This is a genomic window from Nocardia sputorum, from assembly GCF_027924405.1.
Classification (GTDB): domain Bacteria; phylum Actinomycetota; class Actinomycetes; order Mycobacteriales; family Mycobacteriaceae; genus Nocardia; species Nocardia sputorum.
This window is the reverse complement of the sequence record NZ_AP026978.1, coordinates 1,396,937-1,416,932: the sequence shown is the minus strand read 5'-3', so window position 1 is coordinate 1,416,932 and position 19,996 is coordinate 1,396,937. Positions and strand designations below refer to the sequence as shown.

Below are 19,996 nucleotides of genomic sequence, written 5' to 3'. Positions count from 1 at the left end.
CCGGAGAATGCGACAGGGGCCTCCGGGTAGGAGGCCCCTGTCCGCTACGGACCTACAGCATGCAGGAGACGCAACCTTCGACTTCGGTTCCCTCCAGCGCCATCTGGCGCAGGCGGATGTAGTAGAGGGTCTTGATGCCCTTGCGCCAGGCGTAGATCTGGGCGCGGTTGAGGTCGCGCGTGGTGGCGGAGTCCTTGAAGAACAACGTCAGCGACAGTCCCTGGTCCACGTGCTGCGTGGCCGCGGCGTAGGTGTCGATGATCTTCTCGTAGCCGATCTCGTAGGCGTCCTCGTAGTACTCGAGGTTGTCGTTGGTCATGTAGGGCGCCGGGTAGTAGACCCGCCCGATCTTGCCTTCCTTGCGGATCTCGATCTTCGACGCCACCGGGTGGATGGAGCTGGTGGAGTGATTGATGTAGGAGATCGACCCGGTCGGCGGGACCGCCTGCAGGTTCTGGTTGTAGATGCCGTGCTCCATGACCGATGCCTTCAGCTCACGCCAGTCGTCCTGGGTCGGGATGTGCACGTCCGCGTCGGCGAACAGCTGCCGGACGCGATCGGTCTTCGGCTCCCACACCTGCTCGGTGTACTTGTCGAAGTACTCACCGCTGGCGTACTTCGATTCGGGGAAGCCGCCGAAGTAGGCGCCGCGCTCGATCGCGATCCGGTTCGACGCCCGGATGGCGTGGTAGACCACGGTGTAGAAGTAGATGTTCGTGAAGTCGATGCCCTCTTCGGACCCGTAGTGGATCCGTTCGCGCGCAAGGTAACCGTGCAAGTTCATCTGCCCGAGGCCGATGGCGTGCGAGGAGTTGTTGCCCTGCTCGATGGACGGCACCGAGTAGATGTGGGTCTGGTCCGACACCGCGGTCAGCGCCCGGATGGCCACCTCGATGGTCTGCGCGAAATCGGGCGAGTCCATCGTCTTGGCGATGTTCAGCGATCCGAGGTTGCAGGAGATGTCCTTGCCCACCTTGGCATAGGACAGGTCGTCGTTGAACTCCGACGGCGTGGAGACCTGCAGGATCTCCGAGCACAGGTTGGAGTGGGTGATCTTGCCCGCGATCGGGTTGGCCCGGTTCACCGTGTCCTCGAACATGATGTACGGATACCCGGACTCGAACTGCAGCTCGGCGATGGTCTGGAAGAACTCGCGCGCCTTGATCTTCGACTTGCGGATGCGCTTGTCGTCGACCATCTCGTAGTACTTCTCGGTGACGTCGATGTCGGCGAACGGCTTGCCGTAGATGCGCTCCACGTCGTAGGGCGAGAACAGGTACATGTCCTCGTTCTTCTTGGCCAGCTCGAAGGTGATGTCCGGGATGACCACGCCCAGCGAGAGCGTCTTGATGCGGATCTTCTCGTCCGCGTTCTCCCGCTTGGTGTCCAGGAACCGGTAGATGTCCGGATGATGCGCGTGCAGGTAGACCGCGCCCGCGCCCTGCCGCGCGCCGAGCTGGTTGGCGTAGGAGAACGAGTCCTCGAGCAGTTTCATGATCGGGATGACGCCCGAGCTCTGGTTCTCGATCTTCTTGATCGGCGCGCCGTGCTCACGGATGTTGCTCAGCAGCAACGCGACCCCGCCGCCGCGCTTGGACAGCTGCAACGCGGAGTTGATCGAGCGGCCGATGGACTCCATGTTGTCCTCGATGCGAAGGAGAAAACATGACACCGGCTCGCCGCGCTGCTTCTTGCCCGAGTTCAGGAAGGTCGGGGTGGCCGGCTGGAAACGGCCGTCGATGATCTCGTCGACCAGCTTGCCCGCCAGCGCTTCGTCACCGGCGGCGAGCGTGAGCGCGACCATGCACACCCGGTCCTCGAAGCGCTCCAGGTAGCGCTTGCCGTCGAAGGTCTTCAGCGTGTACGAGGTGTAGTACTTGAAGGCGCCGAGGAAGGTGGGGAACCGGAACTTCTTGGCGTAGGCCTGCTGGAACAGCTTCTTGATGAACTCGCGGCTGTACTGCTCCATGACTTCCGCCTCGTAGTAGTTCTCGTCGATCAGGTAGTCCAGCTTCTCGTCCAGATTGTGGAAGAAGACGGTGTTCTGATTGACGTGCTGCAAGAAGTACTGGTGGGCGGCCTCACGGTCCTTGTCGAACTGGATCTCCCCGTTCGGACCGTACAGGTTCAGCATCGCGTTGAGGGCGTGGTAGTCGAGGACCTCGCCCGCTTCGGCGCCGCGGACCGGGGGCTGCTCTAAGCGAGCTGTCTTTCCGGCCGGTGCTGTCGTTGCTGTTGCCAAAACAATCCCAATCCCTCTCGGACGCGTTCGACGTCCTCAGCGGTTCCCATGAGTTCGAAGCGATACAGATACGGCACCCCGCACTTGCGCGCGATGAGGTCGCCCGCGTAGCAGAAGGTGTCGCCGAAGTTCGTGTTGCCCGCCGCGATGACCCCGCGCAGCAACGCGCGGTTGTGCGGATCGTTGAGGAACTTGGCGACCTGCCGCGGCACGAAATCCTTGTCGGAACGATCGCCCCCGAGCACGTGCCGACCGCCCCCATAGGTGGGGACGATCAGCACGTACGGTGCGTCGACGCGCAGTGAGTCGGCGGTGTGCAGTGGTATGCGAGTCGCCGGGAGGCCCAGCTTCTCGACGAAGCGATGCGTGTTCTCCGAAGCGCTGGAGAAGTAGACCAGCGCCGCCGTCTCCGACATGGTCGCCTTCCTCTTCTCGCGAGCAGCCCGGACGAACCGGAAGCGGTGGAGCGTCAGGCCGCCACGGTCGCGAGCGACTTGATGCGGTCGGGCCGGAAGCCCGACCAGTGATCGTCCCCGGCCACCACGACCGGCGCCTGCAAGTATCCGAGTGCCATGACGAAGTCACGCGCCTCGTCGTTCTCCGAGATGTCGATGACCTCGTAGTCCACCCCGGCCTTGTCGAGAGCCTTGTAGGTGGCGTTGCACTGGACGCAAGCGGGCTTGGTGTACACGGTGACGGTCATTGACATCCCTCTCTCCTTGTGCCTGATCCACAGCTTGACCCGTATGCAATGCACGATCGACGTATGCTGCGCAAACTCCTGGAGCCGGACTCGAATCCCCTGATCAGCCACGCGTGGCCGACTCCTACCGAGTGAGGTCTCTCGCCGTCTTCCAGTAGCGAAGACACTACACCTAGTGGCCGACAGATTCCTACAACACGACATGTAGCGAGTCACATTGGTGAAATTCCATCGAGAGAAGTACCAGTACGCTCGATTCACCTCAGGATCAAACAGTGGCGCAGATCACTCTTCGGCGTGTCAGCATACTTACAGCAAACCTCAGGGCAAACGAAGAGGGCCACCGCTGCATGCAGAGCGGTGACCCTCGTCCGAGACCGGAGATGGAGCTTACACCGACGCGAGTTCGCCGCGCGTGGCCTCGACCAGATCGCGCACGGTGGCGGCCAGCTGGGTCAGCGCCTCGGCGTCGTCGCGCGGGTGCGTGGCGCCGAACCGCTCGCCGATCACGCCGAAGTGCAGATGCGCGGACTCGACCACCTTCGCTCCCGCGACGCCGAGCGCCTTGACCGCGTCGCCGTGCGCCCACTGGGCCGCGTTCGGGCTGATCGACGCGCTCACCACGGCGGTGGGCTTGGCTTTGATGGCCCCGGCGCCGTACGGACGCGAGGCCCAGTCGATCGCGTTCTTCAGCACCGCCGACAGCGTGCCGTTGTACTCCGGCGTCACCACCAGCAGGCCGTTCGCCTCGGCGACCGCGTCGCGCAGCGCCTGGGCGGCCGCGGGCACGGAGCCGGGCACGTCGATGTCCTCGTTGTAGAACGGAATGTCGGCGAGTCCCTCGTAGAGGGTGACCTCGACACCCTCCGGCGCGGTGTGCGCCGCGGCCTCGGCCAGTCGCCGGTTGACGGAGGCGGCGCGCAGGCTACCGACGAGTGCGAGAATGCGGGTCTGACTCATGACGACTCCTGGTGTACTGATGAGGTGGTGTCCGTACGTTCACCACACACTAACCGGACCATGGTCCGATTACTTCCCGCGGAGTCGGCGTGAGCGCTGTGAACTACCCCACACCCGACGCGTCCGCCGACGGCTCGCGCCGGCTGGTCGACGTCGGCGCGCCGCTGCCCGGCACGTCCGAGCCCGCCGAGCGCGCCGACGCGGCCCGCAACCGGCGGCTGCTGCTGGACGCGGCGCAGCAGCTGGTGCGCGAGCAAGGCGTGGACAGCCTCACCATGGACGCGCTGGCCAAACGCGCCGGGGTCGGCAAGGGCACGGTGTTCCGCCGATTCGGCAGCAGATCCGGCCTGATGCTCGCGCTGCTGGACCATTCCGAGCAGAAGTACCAGGAGTCGTTCATCTTCGGGCCGCCGCCGCTCGGCCCCGGCGCACCGCCGGTGGAGCGGCTGGTCGCCTTCGGGCGGGCCCGGCTGCTGGACATCGAGGTGGAAGGCGAATTGCACCGCGCCGCCGAACTCGGCGAAGCGGGTGACCGTTACTCGGGCGGGCCGTACGGATTGCTGCGCGCACACGTCGTGATGCTGCTGCGGCAGGCAGGCGCGCCCGGGGATGCCAGGCTCATCGCCGACGCACTCCTGGCGATGCTGGGCGCCGCGCTGGTCATGCACCAGATGCAGGTGCTGGGCTACACCCGCGAGCAGATCGGCGACAACTGGGAGCACGTCGTTCGGCGCATTGTCGCCTCCTGAATCGCCAGTAGACTCGGGCGCCATGGGGAACCTGCGCGAACAGATCATCAGTGAATTGGGTGTCCAGCCCACGATCGAACCGAAGAAGGAGATCCGCCGGAGGATCGATTTCCTCAAGGATTATCTGAACGCCACCCCCGCACGAGGTTACGTCCTCGGCATCAGCGGCGGGCAGGACAGCGCGCTGGCCGGACGGCTGTGCCAGCTCGCGGTCGAGGAACTGCGGGACGAGGACGTGGACGCGACCTTCCTCGCCGTCCGGCTGCCCTACGGCGTGCAGGCCGACGAGGCCGACGCGCGCACCGCGCTGACGTTCGTCCGGCCCGACCGGCAGGTCGTGGTGAACGTCCGGCCCAGCGCGAACGCCGCGGCCGCGGAGGCGGCGTCGGCGTTGCAGGTGGACCGGCTGCGAGATTTCGTGCGCGGCAACATCAAAGCGCGCGAGCGCATGGTGCTCCAATACGCGCTGGCCGGACAGGAGAACCTGCTCGTGGTCGGCACCGACCACGCGGCCGAGGCGGTCACCGGATTCTTCACCAAGTACGGCGACGGCGGCGTCGACCTGACCCCGCTCACCGGTCTCACCAAGCGCCAAGGCGCCGCCCTGCTCCAGGAACTCGGCGCGCCGGCCAGCATCTGGTCGAAGGTGCCCACCGCCGATCTGGAAGACGACCGGCCCGCCCTGCCCGACGAGGAGGCGCTCGGACTGCGCTACAGCGAGATCGACGACTACCTGGAGGGCAACGAAGTCACGCGGAAGGTCGCCGAACGACTGGAGACCATCTTCCGCAACACCCGGCACAAGCGCACCGTTCCGGTGACCCCGCTCGACACCTGGTGGCGCTGAGCGTCCCGCCGCGACCCGCCGCGCGGCGGGTCGCGTTCACCCGCCCGCGAAGGGTGGCAGGACGTCGACGCGCGGGCTCAGCGCGACCGTGGGGTCGCGGGTGAGTTCGTCACCGATCAGGTAGGCGCACACCGACAGCATCTTGTCCAGATCCGGGCCGTAGGCGGCCGACAGGGCCGCGCGCAGGTCGGCCACCGTCGCTCCGGCCGGGAAGTCGAGGGTTTCGCTGTCCTTGCCCACGGCGTCGGCGATCGCGGCGAAATAGCGAATCTCAACCACCGATGGCTCCCATCGTCCGCTCCGGGGGGACGAAGCCCTCGGCATCGATGCCGTGACCTGCCCATTTGTTCCACATGGCACCACGCCAGAGGGTCGCGACCTCCTCGTCGGCCGCACCGGAGCGCAGCGCTTGGCGCAGGTCGAACTCCTGGTCGCTGAACAGGCAGGAGCGCAGCATGCCGTCCGCGGTGAGCCGGGTACGGTCGCAGGTGTCGCAGAACTTGCGGGTCACCGTGGCGATAATGCCCACGGTGCCGGGCCCGCCGTCGACCAGCCATTTCTCCGCGGGGGCCGACGGATCGGCGCGACCGGCCTCGCTGAGCTCGAACCGGGTGCCGAGCACGTCGAGCAGCTCCGCGGCGGTGACCATGTTGGCGCGTGCCCATTCGTGGTCGGCGTCGAGCGGCATCTCCTCGATGAAGCGCAGCTCGCAGCCCTCGTCCAGGCACCAGCGCAGCAGATCGGAAGCGCCGGAGAGGGTTTCGCGCATCAAGACGGCGTTGACCTTGATCGGGGCCAGTCCGGCGGCGCGGGCGGCACGGATCCCGGCGAACACCGATTCGAGGCGGTCGCGGCGCGTCAGCCGCGCGAAACCGGCCCGGTCCACCGTGTCCAACGAGACGTTCACCCGATGCAGGCCGGCGGCGGCCAGGCCCAAGGCGCGGTGCTCGAGCCCGATGCCGTTGGTCGTCATCGCCAGCGGGATGTGCGGCACCGCGGCGTGACAGCCCGCGATGATCTGTTCCAAGTCGCGGCGCATCAGCGGCTCGCCCCCCGTGAAGCGGACCTCGCGCACGCCCAGATCCCGCACCGCCAAGCGCACCAGACGCACGATCTCGTCCGGCGTGAGCAGTTCGTCCCGGGGTATCTCCGGCAGCCCCTCCTCCGGCATGCAGTAGGTACAGCGCAGCGAACACTTCTCGGTGATGGATACGCGCAGGTCGCGGGCGACGCGTCCGAAACGATCCAGCAAGTAGGGGGTGTCGGGACGGCCGGCGAGCGAGGGACGCCCGGAACGCACCGCGGGAATCCCGATCTCGACCAGAGTCACACGTCCATTATGACCGCCTGTCCCGATTCGTCTGCGGGCGGAATGCTCACCGAGGTCACGGATCGGCGGTGAGGCGACCGCCACGGGGCGAGCACGGCGCCGGCGACCTGCGCACCGACCGGCGCACCGCGACAGCGGCGGAAAACCGCCCGGATCGGGCGTTAGGCTGACTCGCATGAACCCTCGGCCCGCCGGCGTCTCGGCCGAGCCCGTCGACGACTACCGCGACAGCATCGAACAGCTGCTGCGGCCCCTGGCCGCGCGCACGGTGGAGACCGTCGCGGTGGCGTCGGCGCTGGGCAGGCAATTGGCCGAGGACGTCCGTTCGCCGATCGACCTGCCGGTCTTCCGCAACTCCGCGATGGACGGTTACGCGGTGCGCGCCGAATCGGTGCTGGTCGCGCCGGTCACCCTGCCCTTGGCCGGCGTGGTCGCGGCAGGCGCGGCGGGCCGGACGCCGCTGCCGCGGGGCGCGGCGATGAAGGTGATGACCGGCGCGCCGGTCCCGCCCGGCGCGGACTGCGTCGTGCCGGTGGAGGACGCCAGCGTGGGCGACGGCACGGTGACCATCGAACGCGGCCGCAGCGCAGGGGAATTCGTGCGGGAACCGGGCACCGATGTCCGGACCGGCGATCTGCTCGTGCGGGCGGGCGCCCGGCTCGCCCCCCGGCACGTCGCCGCCCTCGCCGCGGTCGGCTTATCCGCGGTGGCGGTCTTCCGCGCGGTGCGCGGTGCGGTGATCACCACCGGCGACGAGCTGGTGGCGGCCGGAAAACCGCTGCGTCCCGGGCAGATCTACAACTCCAACGGCATCGCCCTCGCCGCGGCGCTGGCGGCCAACGGCGTCGAGGTCGTCTCGGTGGCGCACAGCACCGACGATCCGGCGCGTTTCCGCGCGCTGCTGTCGGCGGCGACCGAGCACGCCGACGTGGTGTTCACCTCCGGCGGGGTGTCCAAGGGCGACTTCGAGGTGGTCAAGGACGTGCTCGAGCCGATGGGCGGGCGGTTCGGCTCGGTCGCGATGCAACCGGGCGGTCCGCAGGGGCTGACCGTCGTCGACGGGGTACCGGTGCTCAGCTTCCCCGGCAATCCGGTCAGCACGATGGTGTCCTTCGAGGTGTTCGCCCGCCCGATACTGCGTCACCTCGCCGGTCTGCCCACGGTGGACACCTATGAGCTTCCCCTGGTCGGCGCGGTGCCGCGCTCGCCGGAGGGCAAGCGTCAGTTCCTGCGCGGCAAGCTGATCCGCGGGCATCCGGGTGAACCGCCCGCGCAGGGGCAGCCGCGGGCGGTCGAGGTTGCGTCCGGTCCGGGCTCGCATCTGGTGGCGGCGATGGCGCAGGCCGACGTGCTGATCGATGTGCCCGCCGAGGTCACCGCGCTGCCCGCCGGGGCGCTTGTGCGAGTGTGGTTGTTATGAGCGAGTTGTCCCATGTCGACCACGAAGGCCGCGCCCGCATGGTGGACGTGAGCGAGAAGAGCGACACCACCCGGATCGCCGTCGCGGCAGGCGAGTTGCGCACCACGGCCGAGGTGGTCGCGCTGGTGCGAGCCGACGACATGCCGAAGGCTGACGTGCTGTCCACCGCCCGGATCGCGGGCATCGCGGGGGCGAAGAAGACCTCCGAACTGATCCCGCTGTGCCATCAGCTGGCGCTGTCGTCGGTGCGCGTCGAGTTCGGTTTCACCGACACCGCCATCACGATCGAGGCCACCGCCAAGACCAAGGGCCCCACGGGCGTCGAGATGGAAGCGCTGACCGCGGTGGCGGTCGCCGGATTGACCTTGCACGACATGGTGAAGGCCGTCGACCCCGCGGCGACGCTGGACGGCGTGCGGCTGCTCGCCAAAGAAGGCGGCAAGCGCGGGCACTGGGAGCGCCCGGCCGACGAAGCCCCCGCGGAAATCGAGGCGGTGACCAGCGAAGAACTTCCCCTCGACGAGGTGGATGCCGAGCCGGACACCCCCGAGTACGCCGAGGTGGAGTTCGCCGAGGAGGAACGCTCGGCGGTGGTGCTGGTCGCCTCGACCGGTGTCGCGGCGGGCACCCGCGAGGACACCACCGGGCCGGTGCTCGTGGACTGGCTGACCGGTCTCGGCTTCTCGGTGCGTGGCCCGCTGGTCTACGCCGACGCCGAGATCGAATTCGGCTTGGCCGACGCGCTGCGTTTCGAACCCGCGCTCGTCGTCAGCACCGGCGGGACCGGCGCCTCCCCCACCGACGCGACCCCGGAGGCCACCCTCGCGCTGCTCGACCGCGAACTGCCCGGTGTGGCCGAGGCGATCCGGCAGCGCGGCACCGCGAAGTTCCCGCTGGCGGCGCTGAGCCGGGGCGTGGCGGGGCTCGCCGGACGCTCGGTGATCGTGAATCTGCCCGGCTCGCCGGGCGGCGTCCGAGACGGCATCGCGGTGCTCGAACCGCTGCTGGATCATCTGCTCGCACAAGTCGCCGGAGGTGGAAGTCATGACAACGGCTGAGGCCACGGTCCGGCTCGCCCGGATCAGCGACCAGCCGCTCGACCCAGCGCAGGTCGAGGAGGCGGTCACCGGACCGCACTACGGCGCGGTCGTGGTGTTCACCGGGAAGGTCCGCGATCACGACGGGGGACAAGCGGTTTCGGCCCTGGAATACTCCGCGCACCCGCAAGCGGAGCGTTTCCTGCGCACCGTTTGCGCGGAAGTCGCCGCGGCGCACGGCTTGCCGGTCGCGGCCGTGCACCGCGTCGGCTCGCTCGGCATCGGGGACCGCGCGATCGTCGTCGCGGTGGCGGCGGCGCATCGCGGCGCGGCCTTCACGGCGTGCGCGGAACTGGTGGATCGGATCAAGCACGAAGTCCCGATCTGGAAGCGGCAGCTGTTCGCCGACGGCCTGTCCGAATGGGTGAACGCCTGCGGGTGATCTGTCCGTGACATGAAACTCATGACGAATCAACACGGCCGGTATAGCGTGTGCGCGTCGCGGTGTCGTCGTCCTCGCAACGGCCGCGGCCCCGGGGACGGAACGCGCTCGGTCTCGCTGCGCGTGTGAGCCGATCGGTCGCGGTGGGAGAAGGGAGCACGCGATGGGAACCGACCAGGTCTTGCTCCACCGATTCGTCATCTCGCAACTCATCGCGGCCGGCCTCGACCGCGACCTGCTGCTGCGGGAATCCGGGTTGCCGGAGTGGACCATGGCCGGCGACGACCTGCACCTGCCCAGCCAGACGTTCTCCCGGCTGTGGGAGATCGGTGAACACGAACTCGGCGACCCGGACGTCGCCCTGAATGTGGCCAGCCGCTACCAGCTCACCTGTCTGGGTCTGTACGACTACCTGTTCTCCTCGGCGCCGACGCTGGGCGCCGGATTGGCGACTTGCGGGCCGTACGTCACCGCGGTGACCACCAACCACCGATTCGACCTGGTCGCGGAGAACGATGACGAGGTCACCCTGTATCTCGACATGATCGACGGGGAAGGCCGCGGCCGCGATCTCACCCAGCTGTGGGGCCTCAGCGCGGTGCTCAGCCGGGCGCGGCGGGTGGTGCGCGAACCGCTGGCCCCGGTGCGGGTCTCGTTGCGCCAGCACGCCCCCGCCAAGATCGGCACCTTCGTCGAGGTCTTCGGCACCACCGCGATCGAGTTCGGCGCGCCGGTGGACGCCATGACCTTCCGCGCCGCGGACATGGACCGGCCGTTGACGACCAGCGACCCGGTTCTGGCCGGCATTCTCCAGCCCTTGGCCGCCGCGCTGCCGCCACCGCCACCGCTGGCCACCGCCTGGCCGGAGCGCGTCGCGGCCGCCTTGGCGGACTGCTTGGACGAAGGCGACGCGTCTTTGGAGCGGGTGGCGCGCAGACTGGCCACCAGCCCGCGCACGCTGCAGCGGCGGTTGCGCGAGGCGGGTACCACGTGGCGCGCGGAGCTGGACCGGGCGCGCGGCACGCGGTGGGTCGCCGCGACCGCCACCGGTCCGCTGAGCCCGGCGCGCCAGGCGGAGATCCTCGGCTACTCCGACCCGGGATCGTTGCGGCGAGCGGCTCGGCGGTGGTCGCCTGCCGCGTCCGTGCCGCGGGTCGAGCAGACGTTCACTGCCTCAGGAACCGCGCGGCGATCGACCAGAACGTCGCGTCCTCGATCGCCCGGAAATCCCAGCTGTTGGTGATGGCGTGGGTCTCGGCGACGATCGCGGGAACGTCGAAGTCGTCGCGGGTGGCGGTGCCCTTGGCCTCCAGCGCCTCGATGACGTAAGCGGTGGCGCTCTCCATGGAATCTGACACGGATACTCCCATCGGTAGCGGAACGATTCGGTCGGTTACGGATCGGCTGCCGAGCGGCGCCGCGCGCGGCAGTAAGCTCCCGGTGCCCACCGCCCGGCGGACACGCATTCAGTCTCATGAAAAGACCGCTCGGTTACCAGCACCGAACGCGACAGGTCGCGACCGAACGCGCCAAAATCCGATGCGCTCAGTGCGGCGTGTAGCGCCGCACGCCGAGCATGCTCTGGGCGTCGAGCGGTTCGGCGGTGTCGTGCACGGTGTCGCGCAGCCGGGCCAGGGCCGTGTCGGTGTGCAGGCCCGCCCCGATGAGCACCAGCTGCGCGCCTCGTGACTCGCCGCGCGACCAGGTGCCCGGCTCGAAGACGATGTGACGGCCGACCATCTGCAGGACGAACTTCCTGCGTTCGTCGGCCACGCCGAAGGCGGCGAACCCTTTGGCCCGGAACAATCCCGCGGGCGGGTCCTCCAGGAAGCCGATCAACTTGCGCGGGTCCAACGCTCGTCCGCTGGCGAACGAGACGCTGGTGTAGTCGTCGTGCAGATGACGGTGCCCGGCGTGGTCCTCGTGGTCGTGCTCGATGAGCAGTTCGTCGAAACTCAGCTGCTCGGCCACTGCCGGGCGCGCGCGCAGCGGTTCGTCGAACAGCAGCCCCGGATCGATCCGGCCGTAGGTGGTGGCGTACACCGGCACCGAACCGACCAGCGCCGCGATGTCCGCGCGCAGCCGGGCGAGCCGCTCGGGCGCGACCCGATCGGCCTTGTTCACCACCACCAGATCGGCCAGCCGCAGATGGGTGCGCAGTTCCGGGTGGCGGGCGCTGCTCTGCGGGAACTGTTCGGCGTCGACCACTTCGACCAGCCCGCCGTAGCGCAGGCGCGGATTGTCGCTGCCGAGCACCATCCGGATGAGGTTGCGCGGCTCGGCCAGGCCGCTGGCTTCCACCACGATCACGTCTATCCCGGCGCGCGGCTGGGTGAGCCGGGCGAAGAGCTCGTCCAGTTCGGTGACGTCGACCGCGCAGCACACGCAGCCGTTGCCGAGCGAGACCATGGCGTCGACCTGTCCGGCGACCAGCATCGAGTCGATGTTGATCGCCCCGAAGTCGTTGACCACCACGCCGATCCGGGTTCCCCGGTTGTCCCGGAGCAAATGGTTGAGCAGCGTGGTCTTCCCGGAACCGAGAAACCCCGCGACGAGCACAACAGGAATCCGGTCAGCCATTCCGCTCACCCTAGTGCGCCGCGCGACCCGGGCGGAAAGCCGGACGCCACCCTCGCGGCGGTGAGAGTGGCGTCCGGCGGGTTCGATGTGCGAACTACTTCGAGGGGCCCAGCAGCATGCCCGCCAGGCTGTAGCCGAGGTTGATCAGCTCCGTGGCGATGGCGTTGTTGTCCAAGCCGAGCAGCTTCGCCAGCGGCATCAGCAGTTCCATGATCGAGGCGTTGCCCCCGGCGGTCCCGGGTGACTGCTGCGCGTTCGGCGTGCCCGACGACTGGGTCCCGGACGTACCCGGCGATGTCGGCGACGCCGAGGTGCCCGGAGACTGGGGTGTCGCCGTACCGGGGGCGGGCTTCGGCGTCGACGTGCCCGGAACGGACTGTGCCTGCGGCACCGCGGGAGCCGCCGGGCTCTGCGGCGCTCCGGGCGTCGTACCCTGCGGCACTCCGGGGATCGTCCAACTCTGCGGCGCTGCCTGGCTCTGCGGCGCTCCGGGAGTCGTGGAGTTCTGCGGCACCGCGGGAATCGTCTGAGCCTGCGGTACCACCGGGTTCGTCTGCGCCGGTGGACCACCCGGAACCGTCTGCCCCTGCGAGGTCTCCGGGGACGCCGCCGGGTGGTCGAGCGTGGAGCCCTGCGGAGCGGTCTGCCCGGTCTGCTGATCCGGCGCGGCACCCGGCCGCGGTGCGCCGAGCAGGTGCCCGACCACGCCGGTGGTCAGCGCGATGGCGTGCTTGAGCTGGCCCTCCGGTGTTTCCAGCAGCGCCGCGTCTTCGGGATTGGCGCCGTTGCCCATCTCCAGGAAGACGACCGGGACGGTGGTCAGGGCGGGCCCGGCGACGTCCTTACGGGTCTGCAGACCGTCCACCACACCGCCGTAGTTCGCGGGCGGGAATCCCGCCTCGCGGTAGGCGTCGCGCACCGCTTTGGACGCGGCGAGACCCGCTCCCGCCTGCGCCTGATCGATGATCAGATTCGGGATGGGCAGTTCCGGGACGATCAGGTGGAACCCGCGATACTGCGCGGGCGCGCTGTCGGCATGAATGCTCACGGCGAGATCCGCGCCGGACTGGCTCGCCGCGCGGGCTCGGTCGTCGATGCAGCCGCCCCAGTTCAGGTCGTCTTGGCGACTCAGCACCACGTGCGCGCCGAGCGTTTCCAGCGACGTCTTGACGACTTGGGCGACGTTCCAGGTAATGGTGTGCTCGGGAACGCCGTTCATGGTGGTCATGCCGGTGGTCTGGCAGTCCTTCGTGCCGCCGCGACCATCGCTGACCTGTCTTGCCAAGTCTTGGGAGTGGTTCGATCCCTGGTGACCGGGATCGAGGAAAACGGTCTTGCCTGCGAGCTTCTTGGACATGTCCAGCGGTGACGGCTCCGCCTGTGCGGTGACCGGGAGCAACCCGGACAGCGTCACCGTTACCGCCGCCGTGACGGCGGTACAGATACCGGCTTTGACGATGCTTGGCTTCATAGTGCGGTCGGCGCCCCTGGAACGGGGCGCCCCTCCCTTCCCACTTGTAACACCAAACCCAGTGGTTCACTCTGGCAACGCGTGTATCAGCAAAGCAAGCTGCGTGATCGAAGTGTTACAGCATGCGCGACACCCGGCGATCAACCTCGGCCAGGCGGTTTGCGCGGAGATAGCAGAGCGTAATGCATTTGCGGCTTCGGCACGCCGATCGGCGCGCCGAAATCGTCGACGACTTCCTGGTGGGCGGGACGCACCGGCGACCACAGCACAGCGGGCACAGGGTGTCGTGGCCAGTAGCTGTGCTACCGAGAGGTCATCGACGAAACCGTCGGTGAAGTCGAGCACGTAACGGGACGAGTTCGCCGATTGCGGCGTGCCGGAGACCGAACCCGCGCAGATTCCCGGATTCGGGGCACACCGCCTGGTCGGTTCTGGTATTCCTTGCCGCGGAGATCGGGGGTCTCGGGTCGGCCGCGCCGACGGGAGAACGACGACCGTGGACGCGGCGGTAGTACAAGGCAAGGAGAATCGGTATGCGTGCGCGCGCACTCCTGTTCGCGGGAGCCATGACCACTGCGGTGACGCTGCTCGCCACGGGAACGGCGGCGGCCGAACCCGCGAACACCATGTCACACGACGGCGTCTACCTGGTCGGCGTCGACATCGCGCCCGGGGTCTGGGAGGCGCCCGGCACCCCCGACCCCGCCTACGCCTGCGATTGGCGAAGGCTCTGGAAGGTCGAGGGCGACAGCACGAACATGCAGTACATCATCGCGAACAACTACACCCGGCTCGGCCCCGTCCGGGTGGAGATCAAGGCGACCGACGTCGGGTTCAAGACCGAGAACTGCGGGCCGTGGCGGTTGCTGCCCGCGTCGCCGCCGACCGGCTCGTTCGGCGGCTGAATCAACGGGCACCGCACACAGGCGGCATATTGACTCGCGTTCAACAAAGGCTAGGGTCAGCCGCATGACGCGGAAGAGGATTCTGATCACCGGGGCGAGCGCGGGCCTGGGGGCCGCCATGGTGCGTGACTTCGCGGCCAAGGGTCGCGATCTCGCGCTGTGCGCCCGCAGGCTGGACGCGCTCACGGCGCTGCGCGACGAGCTGGCGGCGACCCATCCCGGAATCACCGTCGCCGTGCGCGCCCTCGACGTGGACGACCACGCGGCGGTGCCGGTCGTCTTCGAGGAACTGCGCGACGAACTCGGTGGCCTGGACCGCGTGATCGTCAACGCCGGTATCGGCAAGGGCGCGCGGGTCGGCAGCGGACGCGCGGACGCGAACCTCGCGACGGCCACGACGAACTTCGTCAGCGCGCTGGCGCAGGCGGAAGCGGCGCTGGAGATCTTCCACGCCCAGCGAGCCGGACATCTCGTCCTGGTCGCCTCGATGAGCGCGGTCCGCGGCCTTCCCGGCAAGAAGGCGGCCTATTCGGCGAGCAAGGCCGGACTGGCGGCGCTCGGCGAGGCGCTGGCCACCGAACTGGCCCGTTCGCCGATCACGGTGACCACGCTGTTGCCGGGGTTCATCGCCACGGACATGGCCGCCAAGGCGGGGGACGCACGGATGGTGGCGCCCCTGGACAAAGGCGTCGCGGCCATGGTGGCCGCCATCGAGAAGGAGCGGCGGCGGGCCTGCGTGCCCGGCTGGCCGTGGCGGCTGGTCGACCTCGCGCTGCCCCACCTGCCCGATGCCCTGGTGGCGCGGCTGAGCTGACCCGGCCGCCGGTCACTTGACCAGCGTGAACTGGATGACGTCGATGCGGCCTGCGCGGAACTGCGCCGCACACCCGGTCAGGTATTTGAGGTATCTCTGGTAGACCTCTTCGGACGCGAGGGCCACCGCCTCCTCCCGGTGCGCCCGCAGGGCCTCCGCCCAGCAGTCGAGGGTCCGCGCGTAATGCGGCCGCAACTCCTGCATCCTCTCCGTGCCGAGCCCTGCGCGTCCGGCCAGCCGCGTGACTTCGGCGGGGTGCGGCAGTTGTCCGCCAGGGAAGATCTCCCGCTTGATGAAGATGTGGAACAGCGCGTCTTCCCGGGTGACGGGAATCTGCATCCGCCGCAGGTCTTTCAGCGTGTACCCGACGATGGTGTGCAGCAGCATCCGGCCGTCCGGCGGCAGCATCCGGTGGCATCGCTCGAAGAACGCCTCGTACCGGGACCGCCGGAAATGCTCGAACGCGCCGATACTGACGATCCGATCGGCCGCGCCGTCGTATTCCTCCCAGCCCTGCAACCGGACCTGCGCGCCCGGGATGCGCTCGCGCTCGATCTTGTCCGTGACGTAGTCGTACTGATTGCGGCTGAGCGTCAAGCCCACCACCTCGGCGCCGTAGGCGGTGGCGGCACGCAGCATCGTCGAGCCCCAGCCGCATCCGACGTCGAGCAGGGTCATTCCCGGCCGCAGGTCGAGCTTGCCGAGCGCCAGATCGATCTTGGCGCGCTGCGCCTGCTCGAGCGTCAGGTCCGGTTGCTGGAAGTAGGCACAGCTATAGGTCATCGTCGGGTCGAGGAAAAGCGCGTAGAACTCGTCGGAAAGGTCGTAGTGCGCCTGCACCTGCCGATAGAACGGCTGGAGGTCGGTCATCGCGTTCTCCTGTTCATCGGGTTCATGCACTGATACCCCCGCACCCGCCGCGGCGTTTCACCACACGCCGACCGATACCGAACCGATGTGCAGGTCTCCGTAGGACAACGGGCGATTACCCCTGAGGTAATCGACTCCGCGACCGGCGACGGGCAAGATCGCGCCCATGATCGATGAGACGGGCACCAAGTTGTTCCACCAGACCATGCCGTTCACCGAGCGCCTCGGCGTCGAGGTGCTCGCCCACGGACCCGAGCTGGTCCGCAGCCGCCTGGCCTGGGACGAATCACTGTGCACGCTCGGCGGGGTGCTGCACGGCGGGGTGCTGATGTCGCTGGCCGACGCCACCGGCGCGGTCTGCGCGTTCCTGAACCTGCCCGAAGGCAAGCAGGGCACCACCACGGTGGAGTCGAAGACCAATTTCCTGCGCGCCGTCCGCTCCGGGCACGCCATCGCGTCGGCTACCCCGCTGCATGCCGGGCGCTCGTTCATCGTGGTCGAGACCGTCGTCCGGGACGACGCGGACAAGCTGGTCGCGAAGGTCACCCAGACCCAAGCGGTGCTCTAGCCGCAGGCCGTCCGCGCGCCGCTCATCCCGCCGCCGCGCGGGCGGCCGGTTACACGCGGGCCAGGTCGAGCAGTTGCCGCAGTCCCGCGTCGAAATCCGCGGCGGTGATCGGCAGCCGCACCGCGGTCCGGCCGTCCGGCGCCGACCCGGACCGGCGCGCGGCCGCCGCGCACGCCACTTGACGCGCGTAGTCGGTCAGCGGGCATCCCGATCCGACCGGCTCGGCGGTCGCCGGAGCATAGCGTCCGAGCTGCAGGAGCGCGTCTTGGATCTCCACCGTCATCCGCAGCAGCCGGACCTTCGCATCATCCCGCTCGTCTGCGGCGGGCCGCAGCACGATCTCGGGCACGGCGGCGGTGAGATCTCGCCACAGCGGGCGCAGCCTGCGGCAGGATCGCCCGGGCCGGTCGAGTTCCGCCGTGTCCGGCAGGGCCCGCACCAGCGGAATCGCGACCAGCGCCGCGTCGAGCGTCAGACAGATGGTGACCGTCGCCTCGATCCTGAGCACCTGCGTACCCAAGCCCGGCCGGCTGCCGCGTCAGGCTCGCGATACCGGGCGTCATGGTGCACCGGTACAGCAGCAGGCTCAGCACGCCCCACACGAACAGCCGATTCACCAGTCGGTCGACCACCGTGTCGCGCAGAAGCAGCAGGCGGCCCGCACCGACCAGCGCGACGAAGCCCGAGCGCAGGCCAGGCGATCATTCCCGGAACAGATGACACCGGCCGACCTCCCACCCGCGAAACTGTCGGCCGCGAACGATACCGTTGCCGGATGTTCGTGACCGCGCAGTTCCAGACCCGATTCACACTTCCGGGCACCGAGCATATGTCTTGTTTGTCCCTTTTTCGGCATCCCGTTCCGATTACCGGGGTGACGCGCGCACCGATTGTCACCGAGCCCAGAATCCCCGTGCGTAGCTCGTGCGAAGTCACAGCGCCGCACTCGGGGACGAATTGGAAAAGGGCGCAAAAGATTTGGTCGAATGACTGTGGATGTTACGGTGTATCACATAGAGTTTCAGTGACGACACTCACCTCCGACACGCACCTCCAGGCGGGTGCGTCTGCTCTGCGTAGTCCGCGAACGCGGCTCCACCTCATGCTCTGCCCGCCCGTTCGTGCGGCAAGAACGGAGATATCTGTGCGCGATGAACCACGATCAGCTTTCCGGACCGAGCGAGTCGAAGGTGCATCGATCGGAACAGATGTCGTTCCCCCACCACGGCCGGGCCGTGCGCGAACACTCCGGCCGCGGCCGTCGGCCCGCGCGGTGGTCACACCCGTGGCGCGCTCGGTCGAGCGGCGGTACCGCCTTCCCGAGGACAGCGCACTAGCGGATCTATGCGTCGCGGCGTGACCGCGCTGGGGAAACGGAAGCGATGAGCAAGCAGACTGCCGGAACAACTGAACTAGCCGTGCGCCCGGCCGCCGGGACGGACTCGATGAACACCGCGTTGCGTGATCGTCTCATCGACGCGACCGTCGAGGTGGTGTCGACCGAGGGCTTGCATGCGCTCACCGTCCGCCGCGTGTCGCGGATGTGCGGGGTCTCCACGATGGCGGTGTATTCCAACTTCGGGGGGATGCCCGGCCTGATCCGAGCCGCGGGATCCGCCGGCTTCGCCCAGCTGGCCGAGCGTATGACCGCAGCCGGGGTGACCGACGAACCGATCACGGATCTGCTCGTGCTCGGCCTCGTGTTCCGCGACGAGGCCCAGCGCAGGCCGGAACTCTTCCAGCTGATGTTCGGCACCGGGACCCGCATCGACCTCAAGATCAACCGCGGCAATGTGCTGGTGGCGGGGCACGATTCGGAGTTCGAGCATTACGCGGAGACCTTCGACCACGTGGTCGGCGCGGTGCAGCGCGCGCAGGACGCCGGGCTGATCAACACGCCGGACGTCCGTTCCGCCGCGGCACAGCTGTGGATGGGACTGTTCGGCTTCGTCCAGTTGGAGATGGCCGGCCATCTGGGCGACGACGGTCTGCTCGAAGTGCTGGTGCCCGCGATCGTGAATCTGCTCGTCGGCATGGGCGCGGAACTGGAGACCGTCGGCGCGGCGGTCCTGCTCGCCGTGGAACGGTTCGCCACGCTGTTCGGCGACTGACCGCTCGCGTCCGGGTCAGAACGGCAGCCGGGACCTGAACCGCTGGGCGCGTGCCATCGCGCGCTCGGCGGCGCTCCCGCGCGGTGGCATCAGCCCCAATTGAAGCAACATCTCGGTGAGGTCCCAGGTGGCCTGACTGCGCCAGATCAGCCCGTCGCGGAACTGCCACGCGTCGATGACCAGCAGATCGATGCGCTTGCCGGTCGGCCCGAACCCGGGCGGGTCGATCGGACCGAGGTGGGTGCCGGTCATCCGCCACGGCACGAGGGCGAGCCGGTTGTCCGCGGCGAGCACCGGCGCGAACGGATTGGTGTAGGCGACATCCGGGAACGAGCGCACCGTATCGGTGACGAACTTCTCCACGCCCGCCCGCCCGTGCGCGGGCGCGTCCAGCGACGGATCGTGCCAGATCGTGTCCTCGGTGACGCATTTCGCGACCGCCGCACCGTCTCCGCTGTTCCAGCCCGCGATGTATTGCTCGGTGAACTCGAGCAACCACGCGGCGCTTTCGATGGGTTCGGCCTCCGGCTCGATACGGAACTGCCCGGTGTTGTACGGATCCACGCCCATCGCCTTTCACCCCAGTGCGTATTCGACGAGCCATGGTAGCCACGAATGGAGCGCGGACTCAACAGCTCTCGGTGAACCGGCGCCGAATGACGCGGAATAACATCGGAATAACGGTGTAATTTACCGCAGGTTCGGCGGCCATAACCGTGTAATAACACCGGAATAATACCGTCATACCCGTTCTGAACTGCGGTGATAACGAGTTGTCATTACTTACGCCGCAATATATTTCGGCCCCGAGCGGTACGATTCCGTATTGACCTTCGCGAATCGGGCCTCCTACCATGGGTGGACACAGACCTCCTACCGCGGAACCACTTCACCTCCGGACGACGCTGCTGGCCGAACAGGTTTACCGGCGTCGCGCTTCCGGTTGT

At 68.2% G+C, this 19,996-nt stretch carries 23 protein-coding genes; 11 read left to right on the top strand and 12 right to left on the bottom strand.

What is annotated here, in order from left to right; all coding sequences use genetic code 11:
• Nucleotides 1-52: 52 nt before the first annotated feature.
• The 4 genes from nrdE to QMG86_RS06395 form a co-directional block, all read right to left on the bottom strand.
• A complete protein-coding gene (nrdE, locus tag QMG86_RS06410; RefSeq protein ID WP_281880802.1) occupies nucleotides 53-2,134 on the bottom strand; it encodes a class 1b ribonucleoside-diphosphate reductase subunit alpha in 2,082 nt (693 codons plus the stop codon).
• Between the two features lie 62 nt (nucleotides 2,135-2,196).
• Nucleotides 2,197-2,658: a class Ib ribonucleoside-diphosphate reductase assembly flavoprotein NrdI gene (gene nrdI / locus QMG86_RS06405; RefSeq protein WP_281878271.1), complete on the bottom strand. Its 462-nt coding sequence runs from the start codon at nucleotides 2,656-2,658 to the stop codon at nucleotides 2,197-2,199.
• A gap of 53 nt (nucleotides 2,659-2,711) precedes the next feature.
• Nucleotides 2,712-2,945 carry a glutaredoxin-like protein NrdH gene (gene nrdH / locus QMG86_RS06400; protein ID WP_043729459.1) on the bottom strand — a complete coding sequence of 78 codons (234 nt, stop codon included), beginning with the start codon at nucleotides 2,943-2,945 and terminating at the stop codon, nucleotides 2,712-2,714.
• Between the two features lie 390 nt (nucleotides 2,946-3,335).
• Nucleotides 3,336-3,905 (bottom strand): NAD(P)H-dependent oxidoreductase, encoded by a 570-nt coding sequence (locus tag QMG86_RS06395; protein WP_281878270.1) that lies wholly within the window; start codon nucleotides 3,903-3,905, stop codon nucleotides 3,336-3,338.
• A 143-nt stretch (nucleotides 3,906-4,048) separates the two neighbouring features.
• Between QMG86_RS06395 and QMG86_RS06390 the strand changes: the two genes are divergently transcribed.
• Nucleotides 4,049-4,654, top strand: coding sequence for a TetR/AcrR family transcriptional regulator (locus tag QMG86_RS06390; RefSeq protein ID WP_281880801.1), 606 nt, complete (start codon nucleotides 4,049-4,051; stop codon nucleotides 4,652-4,654).
• 22 nt (nucleotides 4,655-4,676) lie between these two features.
• Complete coding sequence (gene nadE / locus QMG86_RS06385) at nucleotides 4,677-5,501, top strand: NAD(+) synthase (protein ID WP_281878269.1); 825 nt, start codon at nucleotides 4,677-4,679, stop codon at nucleotides 5,499-5,501.
• A gap of 36 nt (nucleotides 5,502-5,537) precedes the next feature.
• On the opposite strand, the gene QMG86_RS06380 is transcribed toward nadE, so the two are convergent.
• Together QMG86_RS06380 and moaA are read right to left on the bottom strand one after the other, a co-directional pair.
• Nucleotides 5,538-5,780 (bottom strand): MoaD/ThiS family protein, encoded by a 243-nt coding sequence (locus tag QMG86_RS06380; RefSeq protein WP_281878268.1) that lies wholly within the window; start codon nucleotides 5,778-5,780, stop codon nucleotides 5,538-5,540.
• Entirely contained in the window at nucleotides 5,773-6,831 is a 1,059-nt protein-coding gene (gene moaA / locus QMG86_RS06375; protein WP_281878267.1) for a GTP 3',8-cyclase MoaA, read from the bottom strand. The genes QMG86_RS06380 and moaA overlap by 8 nt, the downstream gene beginning before the upstream one ends.
• A gap of 175 nt (nucleotides 6,832-7,006) precedes the next feature.
• Here moaA and QMG86_RS06370 point away from each other — a divergent pair, with 175 nt between their 5' ends.
• The 4 genes from QMG86_RS06370 to QMG86_RS06355 all read left to right on the top strand — a co-directional run bounded on the left by QMG86_RS06370 (nucleotide 7,007) and on the right by QMG86_RS06355 (nucleotide 10,973).
• Nucleotides 7,007-8,251 carry a molybdopterin molybdotransferase MoeA gene (locus QMG86_RS06370; RefSeq protein ID WP_281878266.1) on the top strand — a complete coding sequence of 415 codons (1,245 nt, stop codon included), beginning with the start codon at nucleotides 7,007-7,009 and terminating at the stop codon, nucleotides 8,249-8,251.
• The gene (gene moaCB, locus QMG86_RS06365) at nucleotides 8,248-9,309 is read left to right on the top strand and encodes a bifunctional molybdenum cofactor biosynthesis protein MoaC/MoaB (RefSeq protein ID WP_281878265.1); all 1,062 of its coding nucleotides are present in this window, start codon (nucleotides 8,248-8,250) and stop codon (nucleotides 9,307-9,309) included. Before QMG86_RS06370 ends, moaCB begins: the two co-directional genes overlap by 4 nt.
• Nucleotides 9,296-9,730 carry a molybdenum cofactor biosynthesis protein MoaE gene (locus QMG86_RS06360; protein ID WP_281878263.1) on the top strand — a complete coding sequence of 145 codons (435 nt, stop codon included), beginning with the start codon at nucleotides 9,296-9,298 and terminating at the stop codon, nucleotides 9,728-9,730. The genes moaCB and QMG86_RS06360 overlap by 14 nt, the downstream gene beginning before the upstream one ends.
• A gap of 163 nt (nucleotides 9,731-9,893) precedes the next feature.
• Nucleotides 9,894-10,973 (top strand): AraC family transcriptional regulator, encoded by a 1,080-nt coding sequence (locus QMG86_RS06355; protein ID WP_281878262.1) that lies wholly within the window; start codon nucleotides 9,894-9,896, stop codon nucleotides 10,971-10,973.
• Here QMG86_RS06355 and QMG86_RS06350 read toward each other — a convergent pair.
• The 3 genes from QMG86_RS06350 to QMG86_RS06340 all read right to left on the bottom strand — a co-directional run bounded on the left by QMG86_RS06350 (nucleotide 10,897) and on the right by QMG86_RS06340 (nucleotide 13,781).
• Nucleotides 10,897-11,088: a hypothetical protein gene (locus QMG86_RS06350; RefSeq protein ID WP_281878260.1), complete on the bottom strand. Its 192-nt coding sequence runs from the start codon at nucleotides 11,086-11,088 to the stop codon at nucleotides 10,897-10,899. The genes QMG86_RS06355 and QMG86_RS06350 overlap by 77 nt on opposite strands.
• A 187-nt stretch (nucleotides 11,089-11,275) precedes the next feature.
• Nucleotides 11,276-12,310, bottom strand: a complete 1,035-nt coding sequence (locus QMG86_RS06345) for a CobW family GTP-binding protein (protein ID WP_281878258.1) — start codon at nucleotides 12,308-12,310, stop codon at nucleotides 11,276-11,278.
• A gap of 94 nt (nucleotides 12,311-12,404) precedes the next feature.
• On the bottom strand, nucleotides 12,405-13,781 hold the full coding sequence (locus QMG86_RS06340; protein WP_281878256.1) for an N-acetylmuramoyl-L-alanine amidase: 1,377 nt from the start codon (nucleotides 13,779-13,781) through the stop codon (nucleotides 12,405-12,407).
• Nucleotides 13,782-14,314: 533 nt separating this feature from the next.
• Here QMG86_RS06340 and QMG86_RS06335 point away from each other — a divergent pair.
• Both QMG86_RS06335 and QMG86_RS06330 read left to right on the top strand, forming a co-directional pair.
• Nucleotides 14,315-14,686, top strand: a complete 372-nt coding sequence (locus tag QMG86_RS06335; protein WP_281878254.1) for an Rv1352/Rv1906c domain-containing protein — start codon at nucleotides 14,315-14,317, stop codon at nucleotides 14,684-14,686.
• Nucleotides 14,687-14,750: 64 nt separating this feature from the next.
• Nucleotides 14,751-15,500: an SDR family oxidoreductase gene (locus QMG86_RS06330; protein WP_281878252.1), complete on the top strand. Its 750-nt coding sequence runs from the start codon at nucleotides 14,751-14,753 to the stop codon at nucleotides 15,498-15,500.
• A gap of 12 nt (nucleotides 15,501-15,512) precedes the next feature.
• On the opposite strand, the gene QMG86_RS06325 is transcribed toward QMG86_RS06330, so the two are convergent.
• Nucleotides 15,513-16,370, bottom strand: coding sequence for a cyclopropane mycolic acid synthase family methyltransferase (locus tag QMG86_RS06325; RefSeq protein ID WP_281878250.1), 858 nt, complete (start codon nucleotides 16,368-16,370; stop codon nucleotides 15,513-15,515).
• 166 nt (nucleotides 16,371-16,536) lie between these two features.
• Here QMG86_RS06325 and QMG86_RS06320 point away from each other — a divergent pair, with 166 nt between their 5' ends.
• Nucleotides 16,537-16,938, top strand: a complete 402-nt coding sequence (locus QMG86_RS06320) for a PaaI family thioesterase (protein WP_281878249.1) — start codon at nucleotides 16,537-16,539, stop codon at nucleotides 16,936-16,938.
• 49 nt (nucleotides 16,939-16,987) lie between these two features.
• Here QMG86_RS06320 and QMG86_RS06315 read toward each other — a convergent pair whose 3' ends face one another.
• Nucleotides 16,988-17,446 (bottom strand): DUF6545 domain-containing protein, encoded by a 459-nt coding sequence (locus tag QMG86_RS06315; RefSeq protein WP_281878247.1) that lies wholly within the window; start codon nucleotides 17,444-17,446, stop codon nucleotides 16,988-16,990.
• On the opposite strand from QMG86_RS06315, the gene QMG86_RS06310 reads away from it, so the two are divergent.
• Nucleotides 17,418-17,723 carry a hypothetical protein gene (locus QMG86_RS06310; RefSeq protein ID WP_281878246.1) on the top strand — a complete coding sequence of 102 codons (306 nt, stop codon included), beginning with the start codon at nucleotides 17,418-17,420 and terminating at the stop codon, nucleotides 17,721-17,723. The genes QMG86_RS06315 and QMG86_RS06310 overlap by 29 nt on opposite strands.
• 597 nt (nucleotides 17,724-18,320) lie before the next feature.
• A complete protein-coding gene (locus tag QMG86_RS06305; protein WP_281878244.1) occupies nucleotides 18,321-19,049 on the top strand; it encodes a TetR/AcrR family transcriptional regulator in 729 nt (242 codons plus the stop codon).
• 15 nt (nucleotides 19,050-19,064) lie between these two features.
• Here QMG86_RS06305 and QMG86_RS06300 read toward each other — a convergent pair whose 3' ends face one another.
• Nucleotides 19,065-19,619 (bottom strand): ester cyclase, encoded by a 555-nt coding sequence (locus tag QMG86_RS06300; protein ID WP_281878243.1) that lies wholly within the window; start codon nucleotides 19,617-19,619, stop codon nucleotides 19,065-19,067.
• Nucleotides 19,620-19,996 lie beyond the last annotated feature (377 nt).

Coding starts and splice junctions, on each gene's coding strand:
- QMG86_RS06335 (WP_281878254.1), top strand. CDS start 14,315: ATGCGTGCGCGCGCACTCCTGTTCGCGGGAGCCATGACCACTGCGGTG.
- QMG86_RS06320 (WP_281878249.1), top strand. CDS start 16,537: ATGATCGATGAGACGGGCACCAAGTTGTTCCACCAGACCATGCCGTTC.
- QMG86_RS06310 (WP_281878246.1), top strand. CDS start 17,418: ATGGTGACCGTCGCCTCGATCCTGAGCACCTGCGTACCCAAGCCCGGC.
- nrdE (WP_281880802.1), bottom strand. CDS start 2,134: ATGCTGAACCTGTACGGTCCGAACGGGGAGATCCAGTTCGACAAGGAC.
- nrdH (WP_043729459.1), bottom strand. CDS start 2,945: ATGACCGTCACCGTGTACACCAAGCCCGCTTGCGTCCAGTGCAACGCC.
- QMG86_RS06360 (WP_281878263.1), top strand. CDS start 9,296: ATGACAACGGCTGAGGCCACGGTCCGGCTCGCCCGGATCAGCGACCAG.
- QMG86_RS06325 (WP_281878250.1), bottom strand. CDS start 16,370: ATGACCGACCTCCAGCCGTTCTATCGGCAGGTGCAGGCGCACTACGAC.
- QMG86_RS06395 (WP_281878270.1), bottom strand. CDS start 3,905: ATGAGTCAGACCCGCATTCTCGCACTCGTCGGTAGCCTGCGCGCCGCC.
- QMG86_RS06340 (WP_281878256.1), bottom strand. CDS start 13,781: ATGAAGCCAAGCATCGTCAAAGCCGGTATCTGTACCGCCGTCACGGCG.
- QMG86_RS06345 (WP_281878258.1), bottom strand. CDS start 12,310: ATGGCTGACCGGATTCCTGTTGTGCTCGTCGCGGGGTTTCTCGGTTCC.
- QMG86_RS06370 (WP_281878266.1), top strand. CDS start 7,007: ATGAACCCTCGGCCCGCCGGCGTCTCGGCCGAGCCCGTCGACGACTAC.
- moaCB (WP_281878265.1), top strand. CDS start 8,248: ATGAGCGAGTTGTCCCATGTCGACCACGAAGGCCGCGCCCGCATGGTG.
- QMG86_RS06300 (WP_281878243.1), bottom strand. CDS start 19,619: ATGGGCGTGGATCCGTACAACACCGGGCAGTTCCGTATCGAGCCGGAG.
- QMG86_RS06330 (WP_281878252.1), top strand. CDS start 14,751: ATGACGCGGAAGAGGATTCTGATCACCGGGGCGAGCGCGGGCCTGGGG.
- nadE (WP_281878269.1), top strand. CDS start 4,677: ATGGGGAACCTGCGCGAACAGATCATCAGTGAATTGGGTGTCCAGCCC.
- QMG86_RS06355 (WP_281878262.1), top strand. CDS start 9,894: ATGGGAACCGACCAGGTCTTGCTCCACCGATTCGTCATCTCGCAACTC.
- QMG86_RS06305 (WP_281878244.1), top strand. CDS start 18,321: ATGAGCAAGCAGACTGCCGGAACAACTGAACTAGCCGTGCGCCCGGCC.
- nrdI (WP_281878271.1), bottom strand. CDS start 2,658: ATGTCGGAGACGGCGGCGCTGGTCTACTTCTCCAGCGCTTCGGAGAAC.